Below are 24,299 nucleotides of genomic sequence, written 5' to 3'. Positions count from 1 at the left end.
TCCCCCCTACAAATACTCGGTTGGTGAGAATGCGTAATAATAAAAACAAGGAGTCAGATATGAAACACCTGTCAATGGCTGTGGTACGTAAAAACGGCAAAGTCTTGGTTAAACAACGTTATAATCAGGCTAAAGATAGGGTATTCGAGTTTCCCGGTGGTGCCGTTAAAGAATACGAATCAGCGACTGACGCTGCGGCCAGAGAGCTATTTGACGAAACAAAGATTGAACGTGTGAAACATTCGGCTACTTTCAGTGCGGTGAATGACTTGGGTGGGCGTACCTATTACGCAATTTTTAACGCCGATGATCAACATGAAGCACATATTGAGGATGTAGAGCAACAACATATATTCCAGTGGCTGACACCTAATGAGATCCCATTGGAGGCTTTTTATCAAGCCGACGTCGATTTTATTAAACGTCATCTGCTACAGGAATAGATGGCGTAAAGTAAAATAGTCATTTGAATGTGAAAAAGCCAATCAACAACAGCGTTGATTGGCTTTTTTGGTTATGTGCAGTTATTGAATTTCTAGCAACTCTACGTCAAAGATCAGCGTTGCCGCTGGAGGGATAGGACCCGTCCCATTTTTGCCATAGCCAAGCTGACTTGGAATATACAAACGGAACTTATCGCCAACAGACATGTAAGTTAAACCTTCTTGCCAGCCTTGAATGACTTGGTTTAGCTTGAAGCTAATGGGTTCACCGCGTTCAACAGAGCTATCAAACACAGTGCCATCAATAAGTGTACCGTGATAGTGGACTTTGACTGTGCTTGTTGCTGTTGGGTGTTCTGAGCTGTCACCTTTGTGCAGGATTTCGTATTGCAGCCCACTTTCAGTCACGACTACACCCTCTTTTTTAGCATTCTCTTGTAAGAAGGCTTGGCCAATTGAGAAATTAGACTCGCTGGCTTTATGGTTAGTGTAAGTACGGTAGATAAAAAATCCGGCTAAGATGAAAATGATAATCGGGAATACAAATTTAGACATAATTCCTTTCCGTTGAATCAGGGTTGAGTAAGTAAAAAGTTCATGGTGTTTGCGATACTTGCGATATCACTGTGCCCACCGGTAAGGATTTGATATTTTCCGTTGACAATAAATGTGGGGACAGCGTTTATTTGCCCTAGTGTAGTCACGTTATGGGCTTTTTCCATAGCATCGAAAAGCTGTTGTTGCTGATTTTCGTTGAAATCATATGGGCTCACTAGCTCGCGGCTGTGGAAGACTATATCGATGGCATTCTTTTTATCCGTCAGGGTAGCGCCGTCGCCCATTTGCGTCGCAGCGAAGAATTCAGTCATCATGTCATGATCCGGTGTCTTTCCCAGCTGAGTTTCTGCGGCGTAATAGATCATCGCACCAACTTTGGCGCTTTCGTTAAAGGTGACATGTACTTTGCCGATGCTTTGCCCAGTCAGTTGTTCAAGCTTCGGGATGTTGTTTTCCATCTGTTTGCAGTGACCACAGTTTAGCGAGAACACTTCGGTTACAGGAGCTAGCTGATAGTCGACAAGACTCACTGGCAACAGATCATACTGTTTTCCTTTTACGGGGCCTGAGTTCTCTGTGCAGCCGAACAGTAGTGCTGTTAGAGCAATAACGAAAACCGTGATGATGTTACGCATTTATTTATCCCAATGTGAAAAGAGTGAATACCAAAAAATCTAGTCCACTCATTTGTTTTAACGTCGATTCTACTTGTTATAAAGCCTAAGAGAAACACCAGTGCTGCAAGATTGCGTAGCAAATGTATTGCTAAAAATGTAATTTGTTTAAACTTTGCACGACTCAGGTGGCGTATAGCGAGGACAGAAAAAACTTTATCCCTTGGCTAAAGTAATAGTGAATTTGCCGATATAGATTATGTATCGGTTTGGAAACTACGGTGATTCAATGAAGTACTTAATTCTACCCTTAATCCTGGCGCTTTCAGGGTGTAGCAGTTTGACAGACGAAATGTCTATGTTGGGTGGTGATCTGTTAGATACTGCGCCGAGCTCTGATTTTGATGTCCGTTACCCAGAGTGGGGCGCACAACCTACTATAGCCAGTTCGGGTGTTAAAGGCCCAATGGGGCAGCAGCGCACGCAAAGCTACAGTGATTTACAGAACTTTTTGCTCAGCAATGGGGTCGATTACGAAGTGCTTCCAGGTAACCACGTAATGGTTAAGCTTAAAGATACGATCAAGTTTAACAGCGGTTCTTCTCGTGTTTCTTCAGACTCCCAATATTGGCTTGATATGATGGGCAGCTATCTTGCCACACAACCCGGTATTGATATTGTAATTGATGGCCATGCCGACAGCACAGGTGCGCCTACGTTTAATGACACATTGTCTATGAAACGTGCGACGGCAGTTAAACAGCAGCTAGTGCGTAACAATGTTGCCATGCAATCCATTTTCACTCGTGGCTACGGCGAATATGTTCCAGCGTGTACCAACAAGACCAAAACAGGTAAAGCGTGTAATCGACGTGTCGAAGTACTGTTTATTGTCGCTAACAATTAGCAGTTAAATAACCTGACCGATTATTTGTGTGTGGCATTTGAACTCGCACACAACAAAAAGCCCCAAATTAGCATTCTAATTTGGGGCTTTTCAGATTCAGTTTACGCAATGCTTTAAGCTGCGCTTTCTACTTGTTCACTCTTTTTCTCACTTTGCATTTTTGCAAGGAAGTAAACATTTACGCATGCAATGAAACCGTTGGTCACAACAACAGGCCATGCATCAATCATTAAGCCGTAAGCTGTGAATAGCCCACATCCGATGAAGTTAAGAACACGAAGACGAACGATGTCTTTCATTGTCAATGAAATTGCAACCATGATAGATGCTGCGTAGCCTAAAATTTCAACCATATCCATAATTTGACCCTCTGTAATTTTGCCGACATTTCGTCGGTACCAATTCTTCTCTTCTTGAGATATGTGAGGAAGCTCCGTGCCTCGAATGGTCTGAATGATTAACTGACGTGAAATATAGCAGGACTGAATATGTGATGGAAGCCCCAAAAATACGAACGGAGAAGGTTAGCGATTACGCAAACGTTTTACGTTGTTTGTGCGATTGTAATAACCAATTCAATTGATTCGAACGATGCCTGTTTTAAAAAAATAAAGCCTACACATGGGTGTAGGCTTTATTGGCAGTAATGCAAAAGTATTACTTCTTTTTGCCTTGAATGACTTTATCTTCTTCAGTTAGCTCGCGAATACGACGGCTAATATCACGACGCTCTTTAGAAATTTCCGCACTCTTGATGATGTGATCGTCAACACGATCTTCATAGTCAGCTTTCATGTTTTTAATAATGCCGACGATTTCTTCGTTACTCATGTCCGGTTTGATGTAATCGAGCAAGTTTTCTAGTAGGTCTACACGTTTACGGTTATCACGTACTTTCTTCTCGTTATCAAGAAGTTCACGTTTTAGTTTGTTCTTACGACGTGCTTGAGACACGATTTCAAATACACCACTCATAGGTCCCTTTCCTAATTTTTGATTAACTAACAATGATTAAATCATAACAAGCCATGTGAGAACAGTCTTATGATCAATCATTACAGGGCGTTGACGATTTTATCACCGATCCGTTGCCATCCAATTGAGACAAACGAAACTTCGAGCTATGATTCAACCTTTCAAAGTTTACGTGAAAAGCAAATGAGAACGTCTCAGATCGTTATCCCTCTGGTTGAACAAGAGCCTACTGCCCTACGCTCAACAAAACTTGTTAACGCATATAGAAAAGAACGTACCCAACAAGAAGTGACCGAAGTAGAACTCAATCGAAGTAATATAGTAATGATCGATGAGAACGGAAATATTAAAAAAGTTCCTATCCTTGCTGAGCATTAACTCCGCAAGCGAAAAATACATAAGGACGTAATATGAATATCGAGCTAACCCCTATTGAGGCGCGCATCATTGGTTGTCTGATTGAAAAAGAAGTGACAACGCCAGACTACTATCCGCTGACTTTAAATAGTTTAACTACGGCTTGTAACCAAAAAAGCAACCGCGAGCCAGTGATGTCGCTCAGTGATATTGATGTGCAAGAAGCGGTGGACGCGTTGATAAGTCGCAGACTCGTGAGTGATGAAAGTGGCTTTAATAGCCGGGCTAACAAATTCCAACACCGATTCTGTAACACTGAGTTTGGCGACCTTAAGCTCACTAAACAAGAGAAGGGTATTGTTTGTTGTTTGTTGTTGCGTGGTGCTCAGACTCCGGGGGAGCTTCGTACCCGCACTAACAGATTGGCTGAGTTTACTGATGTCAAAGAACTCGAAGCGGTGTTAGACAAAATGGCCTCGCGCGAAGAAGGTGCTTTGGTGGTCAAGCTGCCGCGTGAAGCGGGTAAGCGAGAATCACGCTATATGCACCTATTTAGCGGTGAAGTTGATGTAGAAAGCTCAATGGCCGCTGCACCAACGACGACAGGAAGCAGCAGCGCGAGAATTGACCAGCTCGAAATGGAAGTGACTCAACTAAAGGAAGAACTGGCCGAACTACGTCGTTTAGTTGAACAGTTTGCTCAATAATGTTGGTAGAACAACAAGCTGAGGCGCATTCAACTTGGTACGTGTATCTTATTCGAATGCGCAACAATGCGTTGTACTGCGGCATTACTACGGATGTACAACGCCGTTTTAAGCAGCATCAACAAGGAACGGGCGCTAAAGCACTCAAAGGCAAAGGCCCGTTGACGCTTGAGTGGTATCAAGTGGTTGGCGTAGATAGGAGCCATGCTTCCAAAATCGAATATCAAATTAAACGCCTGCCTAAATACAAGAAAGAGCGACTCATTACTAGTCAGCTTAGCGCCATCTTAGATTGATATGATACTAATTGATTAATTCTCCCGGCAATGTTTTCAAATTGTATTAACCTTGACTATGAAGTAATAAAAAAGGTTGATATGGATATGAATCAATTAACAAAAATATCAGTGGTGGTTTGTCCCTTTGTTGCCCTTAATGTAGCGTACGCTGCGACCGTTGTTCCTGACGGGAGAGGGAACGGGATGGGTAATACTGGGGTGACGAGTGCTGACTATGTGCTAGCGCCATTCTACAATCCGGCGTTGACCGCGGTACATCGTGATGAAGATGATTTCGGCTTGCTGATCCCAGGTATAGGTGCAAGAGTTCGAGATAAAGATGAGACCCTCGATACCCTTGATAGTCTTCAAGATACCATTAAATCATTTGAAAATAGCGGTAGCAGTGATCCCGCTCAGGCAGCGCAGCTCAATAGCTATTTAACCCAACTTTCAGATGACAGGCCATTGGCGGTAACTGCGGGTGCCGCCATCGCGGTAGCGTTTCCGATCGATGTCGTGTCTGCAAACGTATTCTCACGTGGCTACGCGGAAATTGTCGCTTCTCCAGAAATTGCAGCAGATGGTGGTGATGCACCCGCTGCTGTGCAAACGCGCTATGAGTCTTCTGCAGTCGACATGATCGCTTTTGGCTATTCTGAGTTTGGTATTGCGTTTGCTAAGCGGATGTTGATCGGTGGTCAGGATGTTTCGATTGGCGTCAGCCCAAAATATCAACAACTTAAAACGTACAAGCAAAACCTCTCCGTCGAAGACTTTGATTTGAGTGACTATGATCAAAGTGAAACTAAGAAAAACACCTTCAATATTGATTTAGGTGCGGTTTGGTTCGTCGATAACTATCGCATTGGTTTGGCCGTAAAAGACCTCTTTTCAAAAGAGATCGATACTTTGAACATTAGTGGAGTTAGCACCTACAAGTTAAATACTCAGGTGACAGCATCTGGTGCGTATACGATGGAATATTTTACTGCCACTATCGATTGGGATCTTACTAAGCAGAAACGTTTTATCGGTCTTAATGATAATACTCAGTTTCTGCGTGTAGGGGTCGAAGGTAACTTGTATGGTTGGGTTCAATTAAGAGGTGGCTACGAAACCGATATCGAAGATACACTTGATGACTCATTTACGCTCGGATTAGGCATCAGCCCAGGGGATCTTGTGAGCATCGACCTTGCGGGTAGCTATGCGGGAGACAACCAGTTCGGCGTATCGGGGAATTTAGCTTTTACGTTCTAACAAGGAATAGGCATAATAATAAAGCCGAGCAAAATTAATAGGTTGCATAGAGTAATTACATGCTCGGCTGAACAATTAATACAAATCATCTATGTGGCATAAATGATTTAAAAATATAACGTTTGGCTAGAAATAAGAGAAAATTAAATGTCAAAAAAAGCGATATTGCCTTTGCTAGTGCTGTGTCCGTTTTTAGTGTCTGCGCACACAACTCAAGTTCTTACTGGATATTGGCAGTATGACGACTACCTCAATGCGTATCCAAAGCAGAAGCAGTTGACGGAAGTGTTGAGTCAAACTGTACGAGCGACTCCCACACCTCTGTCTGTGACACAATCTAAGCCAATCTCGATTTCCGTGGTCTATCCTGGACAACAGGTTTCAGATTATTGGATCCGTAACATCAAAGCATTTGAAATGCGCCTAGAAAAGTTAGGAATCAATTACGAGATAAACCAAGTATTTACTCGCCCTAATGTCGATGTACGTCAGCAAAGTTTATCCTTGTTGGAAGCGGTACAAAATAATGCTGACTACTTGGTATTCACGCTGGATACTACTCGGCATCGCAAGTTTATTGAACATGTATTGAGCTCAACGAATACCAAGCTGATTTTGCAAAATATCACCACGCCGGTAAGAGCATGGAGTGAGCAACAGCCGTTCATGTATGTTGGTTTCGACCATATTAAAGGTACTCGGGCTATTCGCGAGTATTACCAAAACACGGTTGCGAAAAACAGTCGTTATTCAGTGCTCTATTTTTCTGAAGGTTATGTAAGCGATGCACGCGGTGATACTTTCATTGAAGAGATGAGCCACCAAGATAGCTATAAACTTTCGTCTTCCTTCTACACCAAAGCTACCCGCGAGTCTGGTTATGAAACTGCCAAAATTGCGGTGAGTAAAGATCCGAATCTTCAGTTTATTTATGCTTGCTCGACCGATGTCGCGCTAGGTGCCGCCGATGCATTGGCTGAGCTTGGCCGTCGAGATGTGCTTGTGAACGGGTGGGGCGGCGGCACCGCTGAGTTAGACGCTATCAATGAAGGTGCCCTCGACGTAACGGTAATGAGAATGAACGATGATACTGGAATCGCGATGGCTGAGGCCATTAAATGGGACTTAGAAGGGAAGCGTGTCCCTCATGTCTACTCGGGGGATTTTGAACTGGTCACTAGCAAAGATGACGTAAGCAGGATACAGAAGCTCAAACAACGAGCGTTTAGGTACTCAGATCAATAATGCGATTGATTAACAGACACGGACGCAAGCGCCGACTCGCAACGATTCTCACCACATCAATCTTTCTGAGTATTGGTGTGTTGATTTTCGTTGTTATTCTGCAAAATTATCAAGTCAACCGAGATGTGGTTGAGCAGGAAGTGGCGCGCACAAAACAGCAAACGAGCAGTCTGGTTCAAGAGATCTTTAATCTTCGGGTGAAATCGCTAGAAATAACACAAGATAGCTACAGCCGAAATCCAACCCTAATTGCTGGAACTCGGAGCAAAAATAGCCAAATACTCGACAGCTTTTTCAATAGTATTGATCAACTGTCACCTGACATCGCCCCTGATTTTCGGTACATAAGCAGTGACAATGAAATTATTTGGGATGACGCAAACCTACAGTTCTATGGTATTTCTTCAGAGCAAATCAATAGCCTCAGTAAAGGCATGGTGACAGGGTTGGGTTGGCACATTTCTCAATCGCCGTCAGCATTGGGAATGAGATACTTGAGTATGCGACGTACTGCTATCGTCGACAGTAACTCAGGTGAAGTGGTTGGCTATCTCTATATTGGTTTTGTTTTAAACAACAATTTTGCCTTGGTGAATGCGTTTTCAAAAAGTGGTAATGCAGACGAAATACTCCTTGCGGTGGGTTCTGAAATAATTGCATCGAGTAGCAAAAGGCAGCAAGAAAAATACAGCGAATGGCTGGAGCAATCTTCCAAATCACTCAGTGATGGCCGATACATGGTTTCGAGAACCGATTTAACCATCAACAATGTTCCAACCTTTGTTTCGGTTTACACTGTGCAAAGCAATGAACACGTTCAAGCTTTCGTTCGGAGCCATTATGTTTGGATTCTGGTCACTACGCTCTTTGTTGTTTGCATTACAATATACACTCGCGTTTGGTTGGGCAAGCGAGTATCTAACGAACTGAAAAGTTTGATGCGCTATACCGAGACCACCATTCAAGAGCAAAAGGCGAGTAAGTTTGTCGGCTCTAGTATTAAAGAGTTTGACCAAATTGCTGGATCATTCGAACGATCATTTAAGCGTTTACATGAGCAAGAGAAGCAGTTTACTGAGCTGTTTAATTTTTCACTATCACCGATCACCTTGTGGAACATCGACGGAAAACTGGACAGGGTTAATCCCGCCGCTGAGCGTTCGTTCCGTCGTGGAGCCGTGCAGGACCAGCTAATTAGGAATTTACGGCCACATATAAAAATGTGCGCTCAGGGCGCAACCTTAACGGGGATCAATACCACGATCGATCACAAAACATTCAGGTGGAACCTGTCGCCTATTTCGAGTGACAACCGTATTACTCATATCATGGCTCAAGGGCAAGATATAACTACCTTTATCGAAGCAGAACGACAGAGTGAAGCCGCGCGTGAACAAGCAGAAGAATCGGCACGAGCTAGGGCTGATTTCCTTGCCCGTATGAGTCATGAGTTGCGAACTCCTCTGAATGGGATTCTTGGGGTTTCTCAATTGCTGAAAGGCAAAATGAAAGACAAACAAGATCTCGAACATATGGAGATTTTGTGCAACAGCGGTGAGCATCTGTTAGCGGTGCTGAATGATATCCTCGACTTTTCAAAAATCGAGCAAGGGAAATTTCATATTGAAAAAAATGCTTTCCGACTTATCGAACTAACCAGTACGGTCGACAAAATTTTCAAACCACTGTGTGACAGCAAAGGCGTAGAATTTATTGTTGAAAGTGATATTGACAATCAGCTTTGGGTATACAGCGATCAAGTGCGACTTAACCAGATCATTTTTAATCTTGTCAGCAATGCGGTTAAGTTTACTCATCAAGGTAGCGTCAAAATTCGCCTAAACGTTGAGTGCCAAAATAACGATTGCTTGTTTTCAATCGACGTTCAAGATTCAGGGATCGGTATAGAGAAAGCAAGATTAACAGATATATTCGAACCGTTCGTTCAAGCTGAGGCGACGACAACGCGCGAGTATGGTGGTAGTGGCTTGGGGTTGGCGATTGTTCACAGTCTTGTCACTATAATGGATGGGAAAATAACTCTCGACAGTCAATTAGGTCAAGGGACGCAATTTTCCGTTGAGATACCTTTGCAAATCGGTCAGGAACAACTCTCTCGTCATGCTGGTCTCGAAGCTGACCCTGCAACGTTATTTAGCGAGGTTATTCACGTATTGCTTGTGGAAGACAATCACACCAATGCTTTTATCGCGAAAGCGTTTTGCGAAAAATACGGCATGAGGGTCTCATGGGTTGTCGATGGGCTTAAAGCGATCGAAGTACTTAAAGCAGATAATTCAATTTCTTTGGTTTTAATGGATAACCAACTGCCCAATTTAGGTGGCATTGAGGCGACAGATATCATTCGACATGATTTAGGGCTTTCTGTTCCTATCTATGCATGTACCGCAGATGGTATGCAAGAGACTGAAAACGAGTTTTTGCGCGCTGGTGCCAACTATGTGATTGTGAAACCGATTAAAGAAGTGGCACTCAACAAAGCGTTTATCCATTTCAAGCGCCATCACTACTCATTGGTTGAATAAACGCTGAGTGTATACCATCGCCACTTTATCTTGACTTCTATCGTGCGAGTTTTTGATGCGCGCGGGAAAAGTGGTCGGCACAAAATGCGCCAACGATGGAAAGCTCTCCTGCCAGACAAAGCGCTGCTGCAACTTCAGCAAGCGCTTTAGCTTTTCCGCTGCCAGACAGTTTCATTATCTCAAGACACGCTTTTTGGGTCGGGAGTCCAGTACCGCCACCAACAGTGCCAACCATCAAGTTAGGTAGAGTAACAGAAGCATAAAGACTGCCATCTTCGCTCACTTCCATTCTTGTTATTCCAACAGCAGATTCCGCGACACAAGCCGCATCCTGTCCACAAGCAATATAGAGCGCTGCGAGGGCATTGGCATAATGCGCGTTGACGCCAATACCACCACTAAGCGCTGCTCCTGTAGTGGTAACTTGCCCGAAACGCATCATTTTTTCTGGTGTAGTATGGAGGTATTTCTCAACCAACTGCTTGCTTAGCTTGACCTCAGCGGCCACTTTTTTGCCACGTACATGGCGTAAGGTATGGGCGTTTGGTTTCTTGTCACCCGACAGGTTACCGTCGAGAAACGCTTCTTTCGGCTCAATCGGAGACTGCGACAAGATGAAATGATAAACCTCATTGGTTGCGATGGTAACCATGTTTTGTCCTGACGCATCACCAGTGTGGTACTCAAAGACCAAATAGACATGGTTGCCTTCCAGATTGACGTTAATGTCGTGAAGTTTCCCGTGCGCTGTCGTCGATTCAGCAATGTGTTTAAAATGATCATATTGCGTCACAACCCAGGCCACAAATTGGCCAGCTTCGAGCAGTGAGTTGAAAATAAACACTGGTGTGCGGCTGACTCCTTCGTTTAACAACATCGCACTCGCTCCACCTGCTTCGGTGATAAGCTGAGCGCCGCGATTATACGAAGCAACTAAAGCCGCCTCTGTGGTAGCGAGTGGCACCAAATAATCATCATTGGCGTGTAACCCGTTAACCCGTAGCGGACCTGCAATTCCAACCGGGAGTTTCACTGTTCCGATAAAGTGTTCAATATTTTTATTATAGAGTTCGGCATGTTCGAGCGTCATCTCATCGAGCAGCAGCGCTTGATCAGTCAGCGTTGCGAGTTTCGACCAGCGTTTAGTCAGTGACTTATCACTGATGTAAGGGCTTGGTGTCAATCTAAGCGGTGATCGACCAAAACTTGGGTTGAGTTTTTGTTCTAATGTCGAACCATTTGACGGCTGTGGTGAAAAGAGTGATGTAACGTGACGAGAAAAATTTAATTTCGGCATTGCGTTTTGAAACGGAAAGTTTGGGTGCATTCTAGCGAATAGACAAAGGAACACAACGCCTGAGTATTCGATTCCGACAATTAGTGTGTGATCAAACGTGAATGTCGAGCAAGCTGCCAATCATCTCTTGATCTCTTTGGATGACATTGGTGCCAATCTTACTGTACTGCTCTGCGCTGGTTAACTTGGTCAGGGAGTCAATATCTGAAGGGGTAGGTGAGGCTTTAAACTCAACTTGATTGAAATCATAAGTATTATCTTTAGGCATAGCTTGCAACTGCTGGTTACGCTGAATCTCGTGCGCAGCCTCTTCGGCCATCTTAGATGACATATCAATAATCTGATATCCAGATTGGACAGAAGACACAGCCATAGACACCTCCCTTTGCTAAAGCTTAAGACGTGTTTGTATTTTGAGCAAGTTGTGCTACGCAAATAGGCTAGAGATCATGTCTAGCTCTTCATCACTGACAATCGCTTTGTTAACAGAACCAAGTTTGCAATTGATTTCTCCTCTCAACGAACGTAGCTGTTGTGGAGTGAGTGATTGTAGTTGTTCACGGATCGCCTCGAACTCTTTCGGAGCCATATTATTGCACGAGTTCATGATCGTAACTTCTGACGGATACAGATAAGAGATGTCTCCTTTCATTGCCTTACCCTCGTACAAATAACGTACAAGCAATTTTAGTTTCCACCTCCGCTAGCCTTGTCCGGATAATGTCAAGATTTAGTTAGTTAGCTTCAAATGAATATAACGATGGCATTGATGTTGAGGGTATCTATTCACTTGGCTTATGAGCGACGCGTACGGCAAATTTACTCGCTAACGAATGCAGTTCCGGCAGCATTCTATACACGAGGTGCAATTGTTGCAGCACCATGCGAACCGAGCTGTCGTCTTCTTCACGCCATTCAGTTAGCCGCTGCTCTAGTACAGGATCATCGATATCGCTGGTATTGTAATCGTCGCAATGTTCATTCAACTGTTTATATAGCACAGTTAAATGTTGATGGATGACGCGATGTGCGTCGAGGATCAGTTTATGAGTTTCTTCTTCTGCAATCTGAGTTCTGTGCGCACCCAACGCGGAAATGTAACTTAATAACGCGTGGTTTAAGGTTAAAAAGCGATAGCTCTCTTCGATGGCTGAAATGTAACGCCCGGGTTCCGCTAGCATATTGGTGATTGATGCAGCCAAATTGGCGTCTTGGTTATGTGCATTGCGCCTAGAGACTCGATAACTAAGGCTATCTTTTTTCCCAATGCGATACTGGCCGATGATTTGACCGAGGTAATGTTGGTTTGCACCAATTGCATCGGCCATCACTTTGTGCAAGCGTTTGGCGTGCCAATCCGGCAGGATAAATGTCACAGCTCCAACGGCGAGTATACAACCTATCAAGGTATCAGCAATACGCGGTAAAATAACGTCAAAACCTTGACCTAACTGATTGAAACAAAAGAGAACAAGCACGGTAATAAATCCTGTCGCGTAGCCGTAGTTGGCCAGTCGAAAGGCGAAAAATGCGACGCCGGAGACAACCACCAACAGCAGTTGACTTTCCTGAGATGGAAATAGCGTAAGCAAAGGCACACCGATACAAATCCCGGTAAAAGTGCCGAGTATACGTGCGACGAGCTTTTGCCTGGTGGCACTGTAGTTTGGCTGACAAACAAACAGTGTGGTCAACAATATCCAGTAACCTCGTTCGATACCTAATAGCTGAATAAGGCCATAACCTAATGTAAGCGCAATCGACATACGAATGGCGTGGCGGAACAGCATAGAGTCTTTGCTGAAATTTGAACGGATCCTTTGCCACATGACACGCAAAGTATGTGCTTCGGTATCATCCAAGACATCTTCTTCAAGTTTGTCTGTGTCAGGGTTGTTGACGTTACTCAACTGCTTTTCAACGGTCGCCAAGTTATTGAATAAATAGCCTAATTGAGCTAATAGCGAACGCCATTTAGGGTTGTGTTGATCCTGAAGGTAGATCAGCGCGTTCTGCAGCTCATCCAGCGCGACGATGGAATCAGCACTGTGTTGATACTCTTTACCCATACGTATGGCTTGGGCTATCTCGCGGCACGACTTAGCTTGGTTTTGCAGCAAATGCTTAAATCGGAACAGAACATCTGAGCGTTCAAAATGCTCGGCAAGTTCCTGATACCGATAGTGTGTTGAGCTGATGCGTTCATGGATGTCTTGCGCTAAAAAGTAGGTGTGTAAAAACCGATCGCTGACGCCGTCAACATGACCGCGTTTAGAGCGTGCGAGAAAGGTTGCTTTACATACGTTTAACGCACTGACTGTCGCAGCATTTAGCCTTGCTTCTTCAATTCGATAGGGTTGAGGCTTAAGGTTTGAAACTGGGTGGAAAAGTTGGCTTTTTGAATCAAGATAGTGGCTAAGTTGAAGAAATACGTTTGCCAAGCTTTGCTGTACGGGCTGCATTGGCCACAGTGCTTGCCAAAGCATAGAGACGAAATAGTACCAAGCTGCGCCCGTAAGTAGCATGACGGGCTGGAACCAAATATTTGTGCTTTCGTGCGCACCTAGCATGGTGTAAATAGCGAGGAGCAAAGATCCGAACGCGATACTGGCATAGCGAGGGCCGATGGCGCCTAACATAATAAAACCAAAGGTAGAAACAAATAGCCCTAATGCGAACAACCAAGGGGTGCTAAACAACACCTCAATTGAAAAAGCGGCAACAGCGAAACAGATCAAAGTTAACGTCTGTGACTTTAATCGGCCAGTAAAGCTATCATCACTTTCAGCTAATGCCGCGGCGATAACGCCTAAGATCAGCGGAACAATTAGAGTGTTAAGTTGGAGATACCATGTTGGAATCACAACACCAAGCAGCGTTACTAGGATAAGCAGGCTGTAGTTGAATGTTTTATTTGCCCAAAAGTGGCGTAGCTGGCTATATAAATTCACTATTCGACGACTTTGTATTCTCAAGTAGCACTAAATTAACATTAAATCCATGGTAACGATCTGATCTAAATAAAGATAGCAATGAGTTTGAATAACTTTTAAACAACCTAAAAGTGGGCCAGAAACCTGTCACAACAAGTAATGGAAAAATGGGTATAAAACAGGCTGTTGACGTAGAAATTTTACTGGAAACTTGTCCAAAGAAAATTTAATTACGTTATGATGTCGACAAGAGAGATTATAGGTCTAAAAGAATGCAGCTATCGGCTAACAAGACTGCAAAGTTTTTTATTCAACACGAATACTACCATATTGAAGTATCGTCAGATGCACTCATTTTAAGTTCGGAAACGAGTGAAGAGCATATTCCCTTCAATGTGTGGAATGGACGAGTACAGATAAAAAATGGGCTTATTTGGGGGGGATTAGTGTTTTTCGCCCACGAACATGCCAGTCAGCAAAGAGCTTGGTTGGTGCAAGGCTTACCAGCTAAGAAATGCCGCGAGTTTGCCAGAAATGCTGTCGCTTGTTATCAACAGTGGCACAAAAATCAGTGCCAGCAGTTGGTGAAATTTCTTCCTAATTGGGAAGAGCAAGTCCAGCACTTTGCACGTCAACCTTGTTTCTTAACCCATTCTAGTGTCGAAAAGTGGCGTGATCAGATTGTTGAGGATTTCCAACGAATGGAAATGACACTCAATGATGCCATGCTGAGAATGCCTGCGCGGATGGAAAGCATTGAACCTTGGATTAACGATCCGGACGAACAACTAACAACAAGAAATGAAACGTGGATTTCAAATGAACTCGACAACTGGCAGGTTTTGTTCGCCCAAATTGAATCTTCCCCGCTTAACTATTCTCAAAAACGAGCAGTGCTGCTTAACGATGACCACAATCTAGTGCTTGCCGGAGCTGGTTCGGGTAAAACCAGTGTACTTACAGCAAGAGTCGCATATTTACTCCAAAGTCACCTTGCTCGCGCTGAAGAGATCTTAATGCTGGCGTTTGGCAAAGATGCAGCACAAGAAATGGCTCAGCGATTAAACGATAAAATCGGCCTAAGCGCAGAAGGCGTTAAAGTTAATACCTTCCATCAATTAGGGTTACAGATATTAAATAGTGTTGAGCAAAATGAGGTTGTGATTTCCCCCCTTGCTTTGGATGACAACCAGCGCCAGAACTGGTGCATAGATTGGCTTAAAAAGCATTGGATGACCCCGACTAATTTTAAACGTTGGCAAAAGCATCTGTCTAAATGGCCAATTGCTTATCTTGCAGGCGATGATGAACTTGGTAGCCACGTTGAAAACCCCAAACTTATTGCGTGGCTAGAAAAACAGCTTATGCAGTTGGCATCAATTGGGCTAACCAAGAAAGAGATTCAACAACGCTTAGTTGAGCACCCTGAATACACGCGCCTGAATAGCGAACTGGCTTTAGTATGGCCATGCTATCAGGCATGGCAACAGCAATTGAAAGAACTTGGCCATATCGATTTTAACCTCATGATTACCCGCGCGACTCACTACGTCGAAAAAGGCAAATTCATTTCACCTTGGCGTTACATTATGGTTGATGAATATCAAGATATCTCGCCGCAACGTCTTGCTTTGATTGAAGCGCTCTGCAATCAACAAGAGGGTGGAGTGCTCTTTGCGGTGGGTGATGACTGGCAGTCTATATATCAGTTCGCTGGATCTGATGTTGATCTTACGACGGGATTTGCCACACGGTTCCCACATTCTACCGTTCATCACTTAGACACCACGTATCGATTTAACAATCGTATCGGTGAGGTTGCCAATCGATTTATTCAGCAAAACCCAGCTCAGTTAGCTAAACAACTTAACAGCCATAAAGAACAAAAGGCGAAAGCGGTGACTTTGATGCCGCTCGGGCATGTGGAGAAAGTTCTCGACCAACTTAATCGCAGTGCTAAATCTACACAGTCCGTGTTGATACTTGGGCGAAACCACTACCATAAGCCTGAACTCTTGCAGGATTGGCAGAAACGATTCGCTTTACTAACGATCGAATTTATGACCTGCCATTCGAGTAAGGGAAAAGAAGCCGACTTTGTTTTTATTGTAAACGTTGATGAAGGCCAATTTCCGGCTCGGGTAAAAGCCCTGCATATTGATGGCGCATTAACCCAATCAAGCGACCAATTCCCTTATGCTGAAGAGCGCCGCCTCTTTTACGTCGCTTTGACTAGAGCGAAGAAAAAGGTCTGGGTTGCATACAATGGTAGTGGCTCAAGCTTTGTCAAAGAGCTGATAGATCAAGACTATCCGGTTATCATTCAAAAGTAAGGAGCTATCATGTCTGAACAATTCTGCATGGTTTTATCGACCACCAACAGCCGTGAAAATGCCAAACAGATCATTGACTCTGTACTTGGCCAGCAACTTGCGGCGTGCATTCAAACCATGCCTATTGAAAGTCACTATGTGTGGCAAAATGAAATCTGCGCTGATCAAGAAATATTGATGATAATGAAAACCACCAATGCGTGCTATACGGAACTTGAGCAAACTATAAAAGCGCACCACGATTATGATGTGCCGCAGATTATTCAAGTTCCCTTTGCTGAAGGATTTAATCCTTATCTTTCATGGATTGAAGAGAATACGCGGCGCTGAATCGCGAGTAGTACCAAAGAGCAAATAGCGCCGAGCGTATCCATCAACATGTCTTTCTGAGCATCCCAAATATCACCTTGAGATCCTAAAAATGCGATGCCTTCATCGCCACCTGCCAGATCGGCGTACCACCATTCAATGATTTCGTAGCCTGCTGCAAGAGCCATTAAAGCAAACAGAGCGTAGCTCATGGCGATTGATGGACTGACTTTTTTAACTTTCAATAAATACTCAGCAACAGGATAGACGTAGAGCCCGATAGAAAAATGCGCAACGCGATCAAAATTATTTCTATCAGAACCTATTAATTGATTGAACCAATCAAACGGGACTTCGGCAAAAGTGAATTTTGCGCCAATCGTGTGAAGAGCTAGCCATATAAACATCAGTACATAGGCCGTTGTTGAAAATTGGTATTGGCGTGATATCCACCAGATAGTGCCTAAGATGAACACGGCAGGAACGATTTCAGCGATCCATACTGCGCGAGAAGACGGGGAAATGGCGGAAAAGAGAAACAGCAACATATAGCCTAGAGTAAGCCAAACCAAAGCGCGTGAAAATTTTAAATTCATTTCAATCTCCTGTTTGAAACTTAGTCTATGATGACACTCAATAAAACGCCGTTCAATTATTTTGTTATTGACTATTTTTTGCTTGTATTCACAACTTATGTTGAAAATTTGTATTACTGCACACTCTCAAACCTAACCAATATCACAAATGGTTTATCGTTTGCTTTACCAATATGTCACATTTACAATCCTCGTCTTATTACCATAATTATTAGAAAGCAAAGTCATGAAATTAGAAACTGTCGACTACACAGCAGAAAACGCAGCTGAACTGTTTGTCACCTCGTTACGTGAAACTGGTTTTGGCGTGTTAAAAAATCACCCAATCCCTAAAGAGCTTGTCGAATCCATTTATGTGAATTGGTACAAGTTCTTTATGTCTGAACGTAAGAATGATTTCCACTTCAACGTTGAGACCCAAGATGGATATTTTCCACCTAGCGTGTCAGAGGTGGCGAAAGGGCATACAGTTAAAGATATAAAAGAGTACTTTCATGTTTATCCTTGGGGACAGATGCCTGAGGAGCTCAAAGAGCAAATCATGGATTACTATGACCGAGCGAATACATTTGCAGAAGAATTACTTAGTTGGGTAGAAGCGCACGCACCAGCCGATGTGCAAGAGAAGTTCTCTATCGCCTTATCTGAAATGATCAATGGCAGTAATAAAACATTGCTACGCATCCTTCACTACCCACCAATGACAGGCGAAGAAGAGCCGGGTGCTATTCGCGCCGCTGCCCACGAAGACATTAACTTGTTGACCGTATTACCAGCAGCTAATGAGCCAGGTTTGCAAGTGTTGAGCAAAGAAGGTGACTGGCTAGATGTGCCATGCGACTTTGGTAATTTAATCATTAATATTGGCGACATGTTGCAAGAAGCTTCGGGTGGTTATTTCCCATCTACGACGCACCGTGTTATTAACCCAACAGGTGCACGTCAAGAGCACTCTCGTATCTCACTACCTTTGTTCTTGCACCCGAAACCGGAGGTGGTGCTGTCTGAACGCCATACCGCTCACAGCTACCTAATGGAACGCCTACGTGAGCTAGGTGTTATCTAGCCAAGATTTAATTATGGAAAAAGAGTCGCATTCGCGGCTCTTTTTTTATGGCTCAGACGACATTTATCAAAGGCTAGGCTCGACAAATTAGGCTTTATGGCATTAATTGGACGAGAAGGAGAAAGGGAGTTTATGCAAGAACGACAAGAACTGACTGCTCAGTTTCAACAATATATGGAAAACCCATTGCTTTGGCCAATTCTTGAAGTGTTGAGAAAGCAGCCTAGCGGATGGAAGGTACACACCTTAGCCTCTCATCTAGGCGACCTAGGTTTTATACCCTTGCTTGATGAATCACCTGAAAAAGATCTTTTCAAGCGCAATTTTCTTATTATGAATGCCTTGTTTCAGTTGCAAGAGACGCTCTATCCTGACAACTGGCTGCAAGTGCAGGCGATGGATATCGTTTTAATGCCCGCCAATCGAGTACAAGGTCATGAAGTCGATCACCATGATCCTCTGCGTGATTACTACATTCAATGGAAAAATTACGAAGCGGAAGAGGGCGAAGTCAAACGCTTACTCAATGAGTTTTGGACCCGTTATCGTGAGTTTGTTGGCAGCACGAACGGCAACGAAATGGATAGGGTCAAGGCGTTAAATCTGTTTAAACTTCCACGGGATGCGACTCGGTCAGAAATACGCAAAACGTGGCGTAAATTGGCCTTAAAGTGGCATCCGGATCGTGACAATGGTGACAGCGACAAATTCCGAGTGTTGTGTGAAGCTTGGAATGTTCTACGTCACTAACAAAGCGCCTAACATAGGCGCTTTATACATTAAATTGTCTAGGAAGATTAATTGCAGGCTTTAAATTGCGACTTACGCATACGATTTAGCGCTGCCATGACATCTAGCACACGTGGTTTAGCGAGATCGCCCTGCACAGGCATAGTGTTACTCCAGTCGGGTTGTAAGTAACGCAACAGATCTTTAGCCGGAACCGTTGACCAACCGGGCTGTTGGGCAAATTGAAACCAAACCCAGCCAATGGCATTAAGTTCATTGTTTGACTCAAGTTGCTCCAGAGCCGTGAGGTCGGTGTACTCTTTGCCAAATCGAAGTGAATCGCAACCTTTCGCCGCAATACGGAATTTACCGTCAGTTAGGATTTTCTGTAGCGCGCTGCAATTAAACGTACGTGGTCTGAATGAATCTAAATTCGATTCACACTCATTTTGACGTTGAGTAGGGTGCAATTTAACTACCTGTTTTGCCTTCTCAGTAACGTCAATCGGTTGGTAGTCGTGCATTTGAATTACGGTATTTGCGATGTCTAAGTAATCACCAGAGCCACCCATGACAACGACTGTTGATATATCGAGTTGCTCTTTCAGTTGACCGATGCGATCAACAAGAGGCGTGATCGGTTCTTCGCCCTTGCCTACCAGCGCTTGCATACGTTCATCGCGAATCATAAAGTTGGTCGCTGACGTATCTTCATCAATGAGAATACCCCGAGCGCCTGATTCGATGGACTCTTGCAACCATGCCGCTTGGGAGGTAGAGCCAGATGCATCTTGGGTTGAAAAGTCACAAGTATCTCGACCCATTGGTAGATGATTGATGTAATTTGAAAGGTTCAGTGAGTGGACACATCGACCATCTTCCGCTTTAATTTTCATGGCGAAGAGGTCGGTAACAACCAGCTCACGCCCATCACCAGGAATATGGTCATAAACCGAACGTTCAATGGCGTTGAGCAAGGTCGACTTCCCGTGGAAACCACCACCGACGATAAGTGTTATGCCTTTGCGAATCCCCAGACCTTTCACTTGACCTCGGTTGGGTGTGTCCAGTGTGACTTCAAGAGAGCTTGGAGCGCTGAATTCAATCGCGTCTTTCATCGGTAGGTCGCAGTTACCTGAAATTCGCGGTAGCACCGAACCGTTGCCAACAAATGCGAGTAGCCCATTCTGTTCAAGCTGATCCCTTAGTGCGGCTTGATCTTCAATCGTTTCACAATGATGGATTAGTGCCTGTAGGTTTAGCTCTCGCTCCAACGTTGCTTTACGAATAAATTTGGGTAAATGGAAAGTGAGGATATTATCCGCTCTCTTGCCAAGAACACTGCGTCCTTCTGCGGGTAGATTGATTCTAAAGCGGATTTCGATGCCCTGTTCAGTGAATAGAACGGCTGTATTGTCGAGTACGGTTTGGCCCGTTAACGCGATGCTAATACTGCTTTCTTGCTTGGCAAACTGAGCAAAACTACGTGCGATGAAATCACGTGCCGCAATTTGATAGGCCTCAGACTTGTCACGAATCCAAGCGAGCCCTGTGACTGACCACGGGCGGATAGCGCGAACACGAGAGGCAGATGCGTAGGGGTCACCCTGGACATAATCAATATGGAAGGTGTAATCACCAAATTCGTATTGACCCTTAATCTGCTGATAAGCGTGGTAGTTTTGTTTTTCGATTTTTTTTAACGCGGCGGATAGCTGGTCCATGGTGAACTCTATATTGGTGACAACAAAGACGGGGGATTATAGGAACCGCCCGCCTTAGAGTAAAGTAATAGTCTCTCGACTAAGAATAGGACAAGTTGGGAGATAAATTATTTTGGTTCAATAAGTGAGTTTCAAACTCATCAAACGGCATAGGTTTACCATAAAGGTATCCCTGACCGATGTCGCAATCTTCTGATAGGATAAATGACTCATGTTCTGCGTTTTCTATCCCCTCAACGGTGACTTTTAAATTGAGTTTTTTGGCGATAGAAATAATAGAGCGCACAATTTCTCTATCTTCTTCACTATTGGCGAGTTGATGAACAAAACTCTTGTCGACTTTTATCGCATCGAACGGGAATTTCTTTAGGTAATTGAACGACGCATAACCGGTACCAAAGTCATCAAGTGACAATGTCACACCGAGCTGGCTAAGAGCGACTAAGGTATTGCGTGCGACCACTTCGTTGGCAATCAACCCACTTTCCGTCACTTCCAGCTCAAGATAGTGAGCGGGGAGTTGATAGGCAATCAGCAAATCTTGCACTTGAGTAACAAACTGAGGGCTCTGAAGCTGAACTGCAGAGACGTTAACACTCACTTTGAAATCACTGACATACTGCGCCCATTCTGCAGCTTTCTGAATTGCGGAGCGTAAAACAAAACTGCCCACTTCAAAGATGAGACCATTTTGTTCAGCAAGATGAATCAAGGTTTCATTAGAAATGTCGCCTAGAATTGGATGGCGCCAGCGGAGTAGAGCTTCTGCGCCAATCCAACGATGCGTCAGCGGGGAGACTTTAGGTTGAAAGTAAAGCAGCAAGTCTTCATTACGAACGGCTTGAAGCAAGTAGCTTTCTAGTTGACTAATGTTCTTTTGCGTATCAGAAATATCTTGCGAGTAAAAACTGAACTTATGGCCTGAGTCTTTACAGGACTGCATTGCTTCTGCTGCATATTTGAGCATTGATTTTGCAGACTGAGTGTCGTCGGAGCTAGCGATACCAATGTAGCTGTGCAGGTGGAGATGTTCACCTTCAATTTGGAATTCTGTTTGACTGATCTCGACCAGTTCACTGCACAGGATGTGGATGTCATCATCGTAGTGCTCTGTTCTAAACAGAAACGCTAGGTCGGTTGAAGCGGGTCTGGCGGTGATGACGTTCAGTTGGGTGTGTTGAAGCAGCTTTCCTCGAAATGCTTTGAGTATATTTTCCCATGCGCCGTAACCATATTTGGCTTGAATCCTACGGCCATTGGTAAATCCAATATGTAATAGGCCAATTTTGTAGTCTGATTCTATCGCTTCGAGTGGCAAGGTGTCTAACAGCTGCTGTGCTTCCAGTTCCAACGCATTGCGGTTTAAAAAGCCTGTCCCGAGATCGTGGCGTTGTTGATATCTTATCGTTCGCTCAGCCGCTCGGCGCTTATCAATTTCAAGATTGAGGGAGTAGTTTAGATCAACCAGATCTTGAGTGCGGGTATTGACCCGACTCTCTAGTTCAAGATTCATTTGCTGAAGGTAGAGGTTCTGGTACAGCGTTTTGAGTTGGGCTTCAACGGAATCACGGAACGACAAGATAAGTTGTTGGTAAGTTTCGTTAAATGGGTTTTCATTATCGTCAAGAACACAGATGGTTCCAAAGATTGCACCGTTTGGCCAACGTAGTGGTAAGCCGCAATATGCCAAGAGGCCAAACTTTATATCCGGATTGCGACACCATTTTTCATCATTCAGGGCGTTGGGTACAACAAGCTCCCTATTCTCGTTAACGACGGTCTCACAATAGAGCCCCTGACCTAACGTTTCACTGTCACCCGCTTGATATGGGTGATGACGATTATTGTTCGCTGAGAATACTTCAATGTATTCTTTGTGCACTCGCATAATCAGTGCAGCTGGAACATCGACTATTTCTGCTAGGAGATTGACGATTTTTTGCCAATTGTCACTCATGTCTTCAGGAATAGAAATGGTTCCCGTATTCAACTTAGACATATTTGTTCCCTGTAGGCTTGTGGACCAATCCGAGCAATCCTTGCTCTCTTTAATAATAGTCGTAGAAATAGTCATTGGAACCAATATTCGAGGTTTGACATGAAGTTGACAGTTAGGATGCAGGATAAGCAACGCAAAAAAAAGTCCTAAACATAGGTTTAGGACTTGCTTGGTGGTGCTTTCTCATAATTGAGATAGTGTTTTTAAACAACAGGTTTAGATTACATATATATCAGTATTAACTTCATCACTGTAGTTTATATTTTGGAAGCCAAATCCGTTCAAATTGAGAAATTCTTGCTTGAATCCTGCGTAATCACCAAGCTGTTTAAAATTGCTCTCATTCATTTGGCTAAGTAGGTGAGTCACTTTCTCTTGGGTTGAAGGGGCGAGCTCCCAATCGTCCATCCGAATTAAGCGTTCGCAGTCAACGCTAACCTTTTCGCCGCCGTAAAGTTTACTGCTAAACAGCCTCTGCATCTGCTCGATACATCCCTCATGGTTGCCTTGCTCTTTCATTACTTTGTAGAGAGCGATGATGTAGGGGCTCAAGGCGGGGATAAAAACACTGGCTTTGGTGACTAAAGCTTTACAGACGGTTGCGTAGGCATTTCCATCATAGTTCGCCAACTTGAGATTTAATGCATGGCTGGTTTGATGGAGGTCGATTTTAGCGCGACCTAAAGTGCCATCAAGGTAGATAGGGTGAGTACATTCCGGCCCGATATAGGAAAATGCGATAGTATTGCAACCTTGTGCGATCGACTCAGAATTGATTAAGGTATCAATCCACTCTTCCCAATCTTCGCCTCCCATGACTTTGAGTGTCGCTTGTGCCTCTTCATCTGTTGCGGGTGGGAGCGTGGTTTGATGCCATTGATCTGATTCCAACAGCAGCGTATTTCCGGTGATAGAGTCGCCTATCGGTTTTATCGCCGAGCGCCACAGTTCACCTGTTTCTGGATTTGGTCGAATGCCGCTGGCTAGGCTGTATATAACCAGATCAACCTCACCCTCAAAATAGGTTTCGATAGCTTCAACAACTTCATCTTTAATTTGCTTGGAAAACGCGTCACCGTTGATGTTAATCGCGACACGGCCTTCTTGATGGGCAAGCTTTTCAAAGTAAAAGTTGTTATAAAACCCTGCAGAGCCCGAACCTTTGGATGACGGGGCTTTTTCAAATGAGACACTGATGGTATCTGCTTTCGCACCACCGAAGGTGAGTGCGATTCTTGAGGCAAGCCCCAAACCTGATGAACCACCAATAATTAAAACTCGTTTCGGGCCATGCTCTATTTTGCTGGCGGATTTCACATATTCTATCTGATTGGTGATGGCTTGTTTGCATCCGAGTGGATGTGCACTACGTGCGATGACACCATCAATGATAGGCTCAATAATCATACCTGCTCCTCTA

At 44.1% G+C, this 24,299-nt stretch carries 24 protein-coding genes; 12 read left to right on the top strand and 12 right to left on the bottom strand.

Going from position 1 to position 24,299, the window contains the following annotated elements:
• The first annotated feature begins 59 nt into the window (after positions 1-59).
• Positions 60-443, top strand: coding sequence for an NUDIX hydrolase (locus TW81_RS06385; protein ID WP_045954871.1), 384 nt, complete (start codon positions 60-62; stop codon positions 441-443).
• Positions 444-524: 81 nt separating this feature from the next.
• Here the strand turns inward: TW81_RS06385 and TW81_RS06380 are convergent, their stop codons facing one another.
• Positions 525-998, bottom strand: coding sequence for a BamJ family beta-barrel-assembly machinery protein (locus TW81_RS06380; protein WP_045954870.1), 474 nt, complete (start codon positions 996-998; stop codon positions 525-527).
• A 17-nt stretch (positions 999-1,015) separates the two neighbouring features.
• Positions 1,016-1,636, bottom strand: coding sequence for a thioredoxin domain-containing protein (locus tag TW81_RS06375; protein WP_045954869.1), 621 nt, complete (start codon positions 1,634-1,636; stop codon positions 1,016-1,018).
• Positions 1,637-1,904: 268 nt separating this feature from the next.
• Here TW81_RS06375 and TW81_RS06370 point away from each other — a divergent pair, with 268 nt between their 5' ends.
• Positions 1,905-2,522: an OmpA family protein gene (locus tag TW81_RS06370; protein WP_045954868.1), complete on the top strand. Its 618-nt coding sequence runs from the start codon at positions 1,905-1,907 to the stop codon at positions 2,520-2,522.
• Positions 2,523-2,635: 113 nt separating this feature from the next.
• Here the strand turns inward: TW81_RS06370 and TW81_RS06365 are convergent, their stop codons facing one another.
• Positions 2,636-2,881, bottom strand: coding sequence for a YgjV family protein (locus TW81_RS06365; protein ID WP_045954867.1), 246 nt, complete (start codon positions 2,879-2,881; stop codon positions 2,636-2,638).
• 298 nt (positions 2,882-3,179) lie between these two features.
• Positions 3,180-3,497, bottom strand: coding sequence for a DUF496 family protein (locus TW81_RS06360; RefSeq protein ID WP_045954866.1), 318 nt, complete (start codon positions 3,495-3,497; stop codon positions 3,180-3,182).
• Between the two features lie 183 nt (positions 3,498-3,680).
• Here TW81_RS06360 and TW81_RS06355 point away from each other — a divergent pair, with 183 nt between their 5' ends.
• The 6 genes from TW81_RS06355 to luxQ all read left to right on the top strand — a co-directional run bounded on the left by TW81_RS06355 (position 3,681) and on the right by luxQ (position 9,893).
• Complete coding sequence (locus TW81_RS06355; protein WP_045954952.1) at positions 3,681-3,875, top strand: hypothetical protein; 195 nt, start codon at positions 3,681-3,683, stop codon at positions 3,873-3,875.
• 32 nt (positions 3,876-3,907) lie between these two features.
• On the top strand, positions 3,908-4,561 hold the full coding sequence (locus tag TW81_RS06350) for a YceH family protein (RefSeq protein WP_045954865.1): 654 nt from the start codon (positions 3,908-3,910) through the stop codon (positions 4,559-4,561).
• Positions 4,561-4,857 (top strand): GIY-YIG nuclease family protein, encoded by a 297-nt coding sequence (locus tag TW81_RS06345; RefSeq protein WP_045954864.1) that lies wholly within the window; start codon positions 4,561-4,563, stop codon positions 4,855-4,857. Before TW81_RS06350 ends, TW81_RS06345 begins: the two co-directional genes overlap by 1 nt.
• 87 nt (positions 4,858-4,944) lie before the next feature.
• The gene (locus TW81_RS06340; RefSeq protein ID WP_045954951.1) at positions 4,945-6,102 is read left to right on the top strand and encodes a conjugal transfer protein TraF; all 1,158 of its coding nucleotides are present in this window, start codon (positions 4,945-4,947) and stop codon (positions 6,100-6,102) included.
• Positions 6,103-6,249: 147 nt separating this feature from the next.
• Complete coding sequence (locus tag TW81_RS06335) at positions 6,250-7,347, top strand: autoinducer 2-binding periplasmic protein LuxP (RefSeq protein WP_045954863.1); 1,098 nt, start codon at positions 6,250-6,252, stop codon at positions 7,345-7,347.
• Entirely contained in the window at positions 7,347-9,893 is a 2,547-nt protein-coding gene (gene luxQ, locus TW81_RS06330) for a quorum-sensing autoinducer 2 sensor kinase/phosphatase LuxQ (RefSeq protein ID WP_045954862.1), read from the top strand. Before TW81_RS06335 ends, luxQ begins: the two co-directional genes overlap by 1 nt.
• Before the next feature lie 37 nt (positions 9,894-9,930).
• Here luxQ and TW81_RS06325 read toward each other — a convergent pair whose 3' ends face one another.
• The 4 genes from TW81_RS06325 to yccS form a co-directional block, all read right to left on the bottom strand.
• Entirely contained in the window at positions 9,931-11,190 is a 1,260-nt protein-coding gene (locus TW81_RS06325) for a hydroxymethylglutaryl-CoA reductase (RefSeq protein ID WP_045954950.1), read from the bottom strand.
• 91 nt (positions 11,191-11,281) lie between these two features.
• Complete coding sequence (locus TW81_RS06320) at positions 11,282-11,563, bottom strand: hypothetical protein (protein WP_045954861.1); 282 nt, start codon at positions 11,561-11,563, stop codon at positions 11,282-11,284.
• A gap of 54 nt (positions 11,564-11,617) precedes the next feature.
• Complete coding sequence (locus TW81_RS06315; RefSeq protein ID WP_045954860.1) at positions 11,618-11,842, bottom strand: hypothetical protein; 225 nt, start codon at positions 11,840-11,842, stop codon at positions 11,618-11,620.
• A gap of 130 nt (positions 11,843-11,972) precedes the next feature.
• On the bottom strand, positions 11,973-14,141 hold the full coding sequence (gene yccS / locus TW81_RS06310; protein WP_045954859.1) for a YccS family putative transporter: 2,169 nt from the start codon (positions 14,139-14,141) through the stop codon (positions 11,973-11,975).
• Positions 14,142-14,395: 254 nt separating this feature from the next.
• On the opposite strand from yccS, the gene helD reads away from it, so the two are divergent.
• Positions 14,396-16,456 (top strand): DNA helicase IV, encoded by a 2,061-nt coding sequence (gene helD / locus TW81_RS06305; RefSeq protein ID WP_045954858.1) that lies wholly within the window; start codon positions 14,396-14,398, stop codon positions 16,454-16,456.
• Positions 16,457-16,465: 9 nt separating this feature from the next.
• Entirely contained in the window at positions 16,466-16,786 is a 321-nt protein-coding gene (gene cutA, locus TW81_RS06300) for a divalent-cation tolerance protein CutA (protein ID WP_045954857.1), read from the top strand.
• Here cutA and TW81_RS06295 read toward each other — a convergent pair.
• Positions 16,750-17,361, bottom strand: coding sequence for a DUF2238 domain-containing protein (locus TW81_RS06295; protein WP_045954856.1), 612 nt, complete (start codon positions 17,359-17,361; stop codon positions 16,750-16,752). The genes cutA and TW81_RS06295 overlap by 37 nt on opposite strands.
• Before the next feature lie 226 nt (positions 17,362-17,587).
• Between TW81_RS06295 and TW81_RS06290 the strand changes: the two genes are divergently transcribed.
• Both TW81_RS06290 and TW81_RS06285 read left to right on the top strand, forming a co-directional pair.
• Positions 17,588-18,427 carry an isopenicillin N synthase family dioxygenase gene (locus TW81_RS06290; protein ID WP_045954855.1) on the top strand — a complete coding sequence of 280 codons (840 nt, stop codon included), beginning with the start codon at positions 17,588-17,590 and terminating at the stop codon, positions 18,425-18,427.
• A 132-nt stretch (positions 18,428-18,559) separates the two neighbouring features.
• Positions 18,560-19,177 carry a DNA-J related domain-containing protein gene (locus TW81_RS06285; RefSeq protein WP_045954854.1) on the top strand — a complete coding sequence of 206 codons (618 nt, stop codon included), beginning with the start codon at positions 18,560-18,562 and terminating at the stop codon, positions 19,175-19,177.
• A gap of 47 nt (positions 19,178-19,224) precedes the next feature.
• Here TW81_RS06285 and TW81_RS06280 read toward each other — a convergent pair whose 3' ends face one another.
• The 3 genes from TW81_RS06280 to fabV form a co-directional block, all read right to left on the bottom strand.
• The gene (locus tag TW81_RS06280; protein WP_045954853.1) at positions 19,225-20,880 is read right to left on the bottom strand and encodes an ABC-ATPase domain-containing protein; all 1,656 of its coding nucleotides are present in this window, start codon (positions 20,878-20,880) and stop codon (positions 19,225-19,227) included.
• 79 nt (positions 20,881-20,959) lie between these two features.
• Entirely contained in the window at positions 20,960-22,879 is a 1,920-nt protein-coding gene (locus TW81_RS06275) for a sensor domain-containing phosphodiesterase (RefSeq protein ID WP_045954852.1), read from the bottom strand.
• A 216-nt stretch (positions 22,880-23,095) separates the two neighbouring features.
• A complete protein-coding gene (gene fabV, locus TW81_RS06270; RefSeq protein WP_045954851.1) occupies positions 23,096-24,286 on the bottom strand; it encodes an enoyl-ACP reductase FabV in 1,191 nt (396 codons plus the stop codon).
• Positions 24,287-24,299: the final 13 nt, after the last annotated feature.

It is taken from the genome of Vibrio galatheae, from assembly GCF_000967545.1.
Lineage (GTDB): Bacteria > Pseudomonadota > Gammaproteobacteria > Enterobacterales > Vibrionaceae > Vibrio > Vibrio galatheae.
The sequence above is the reverse complement of the archived record's forward strand: the minus strand, read 5'-3'. Positions and strand labels throughout refer to the sequence as shown.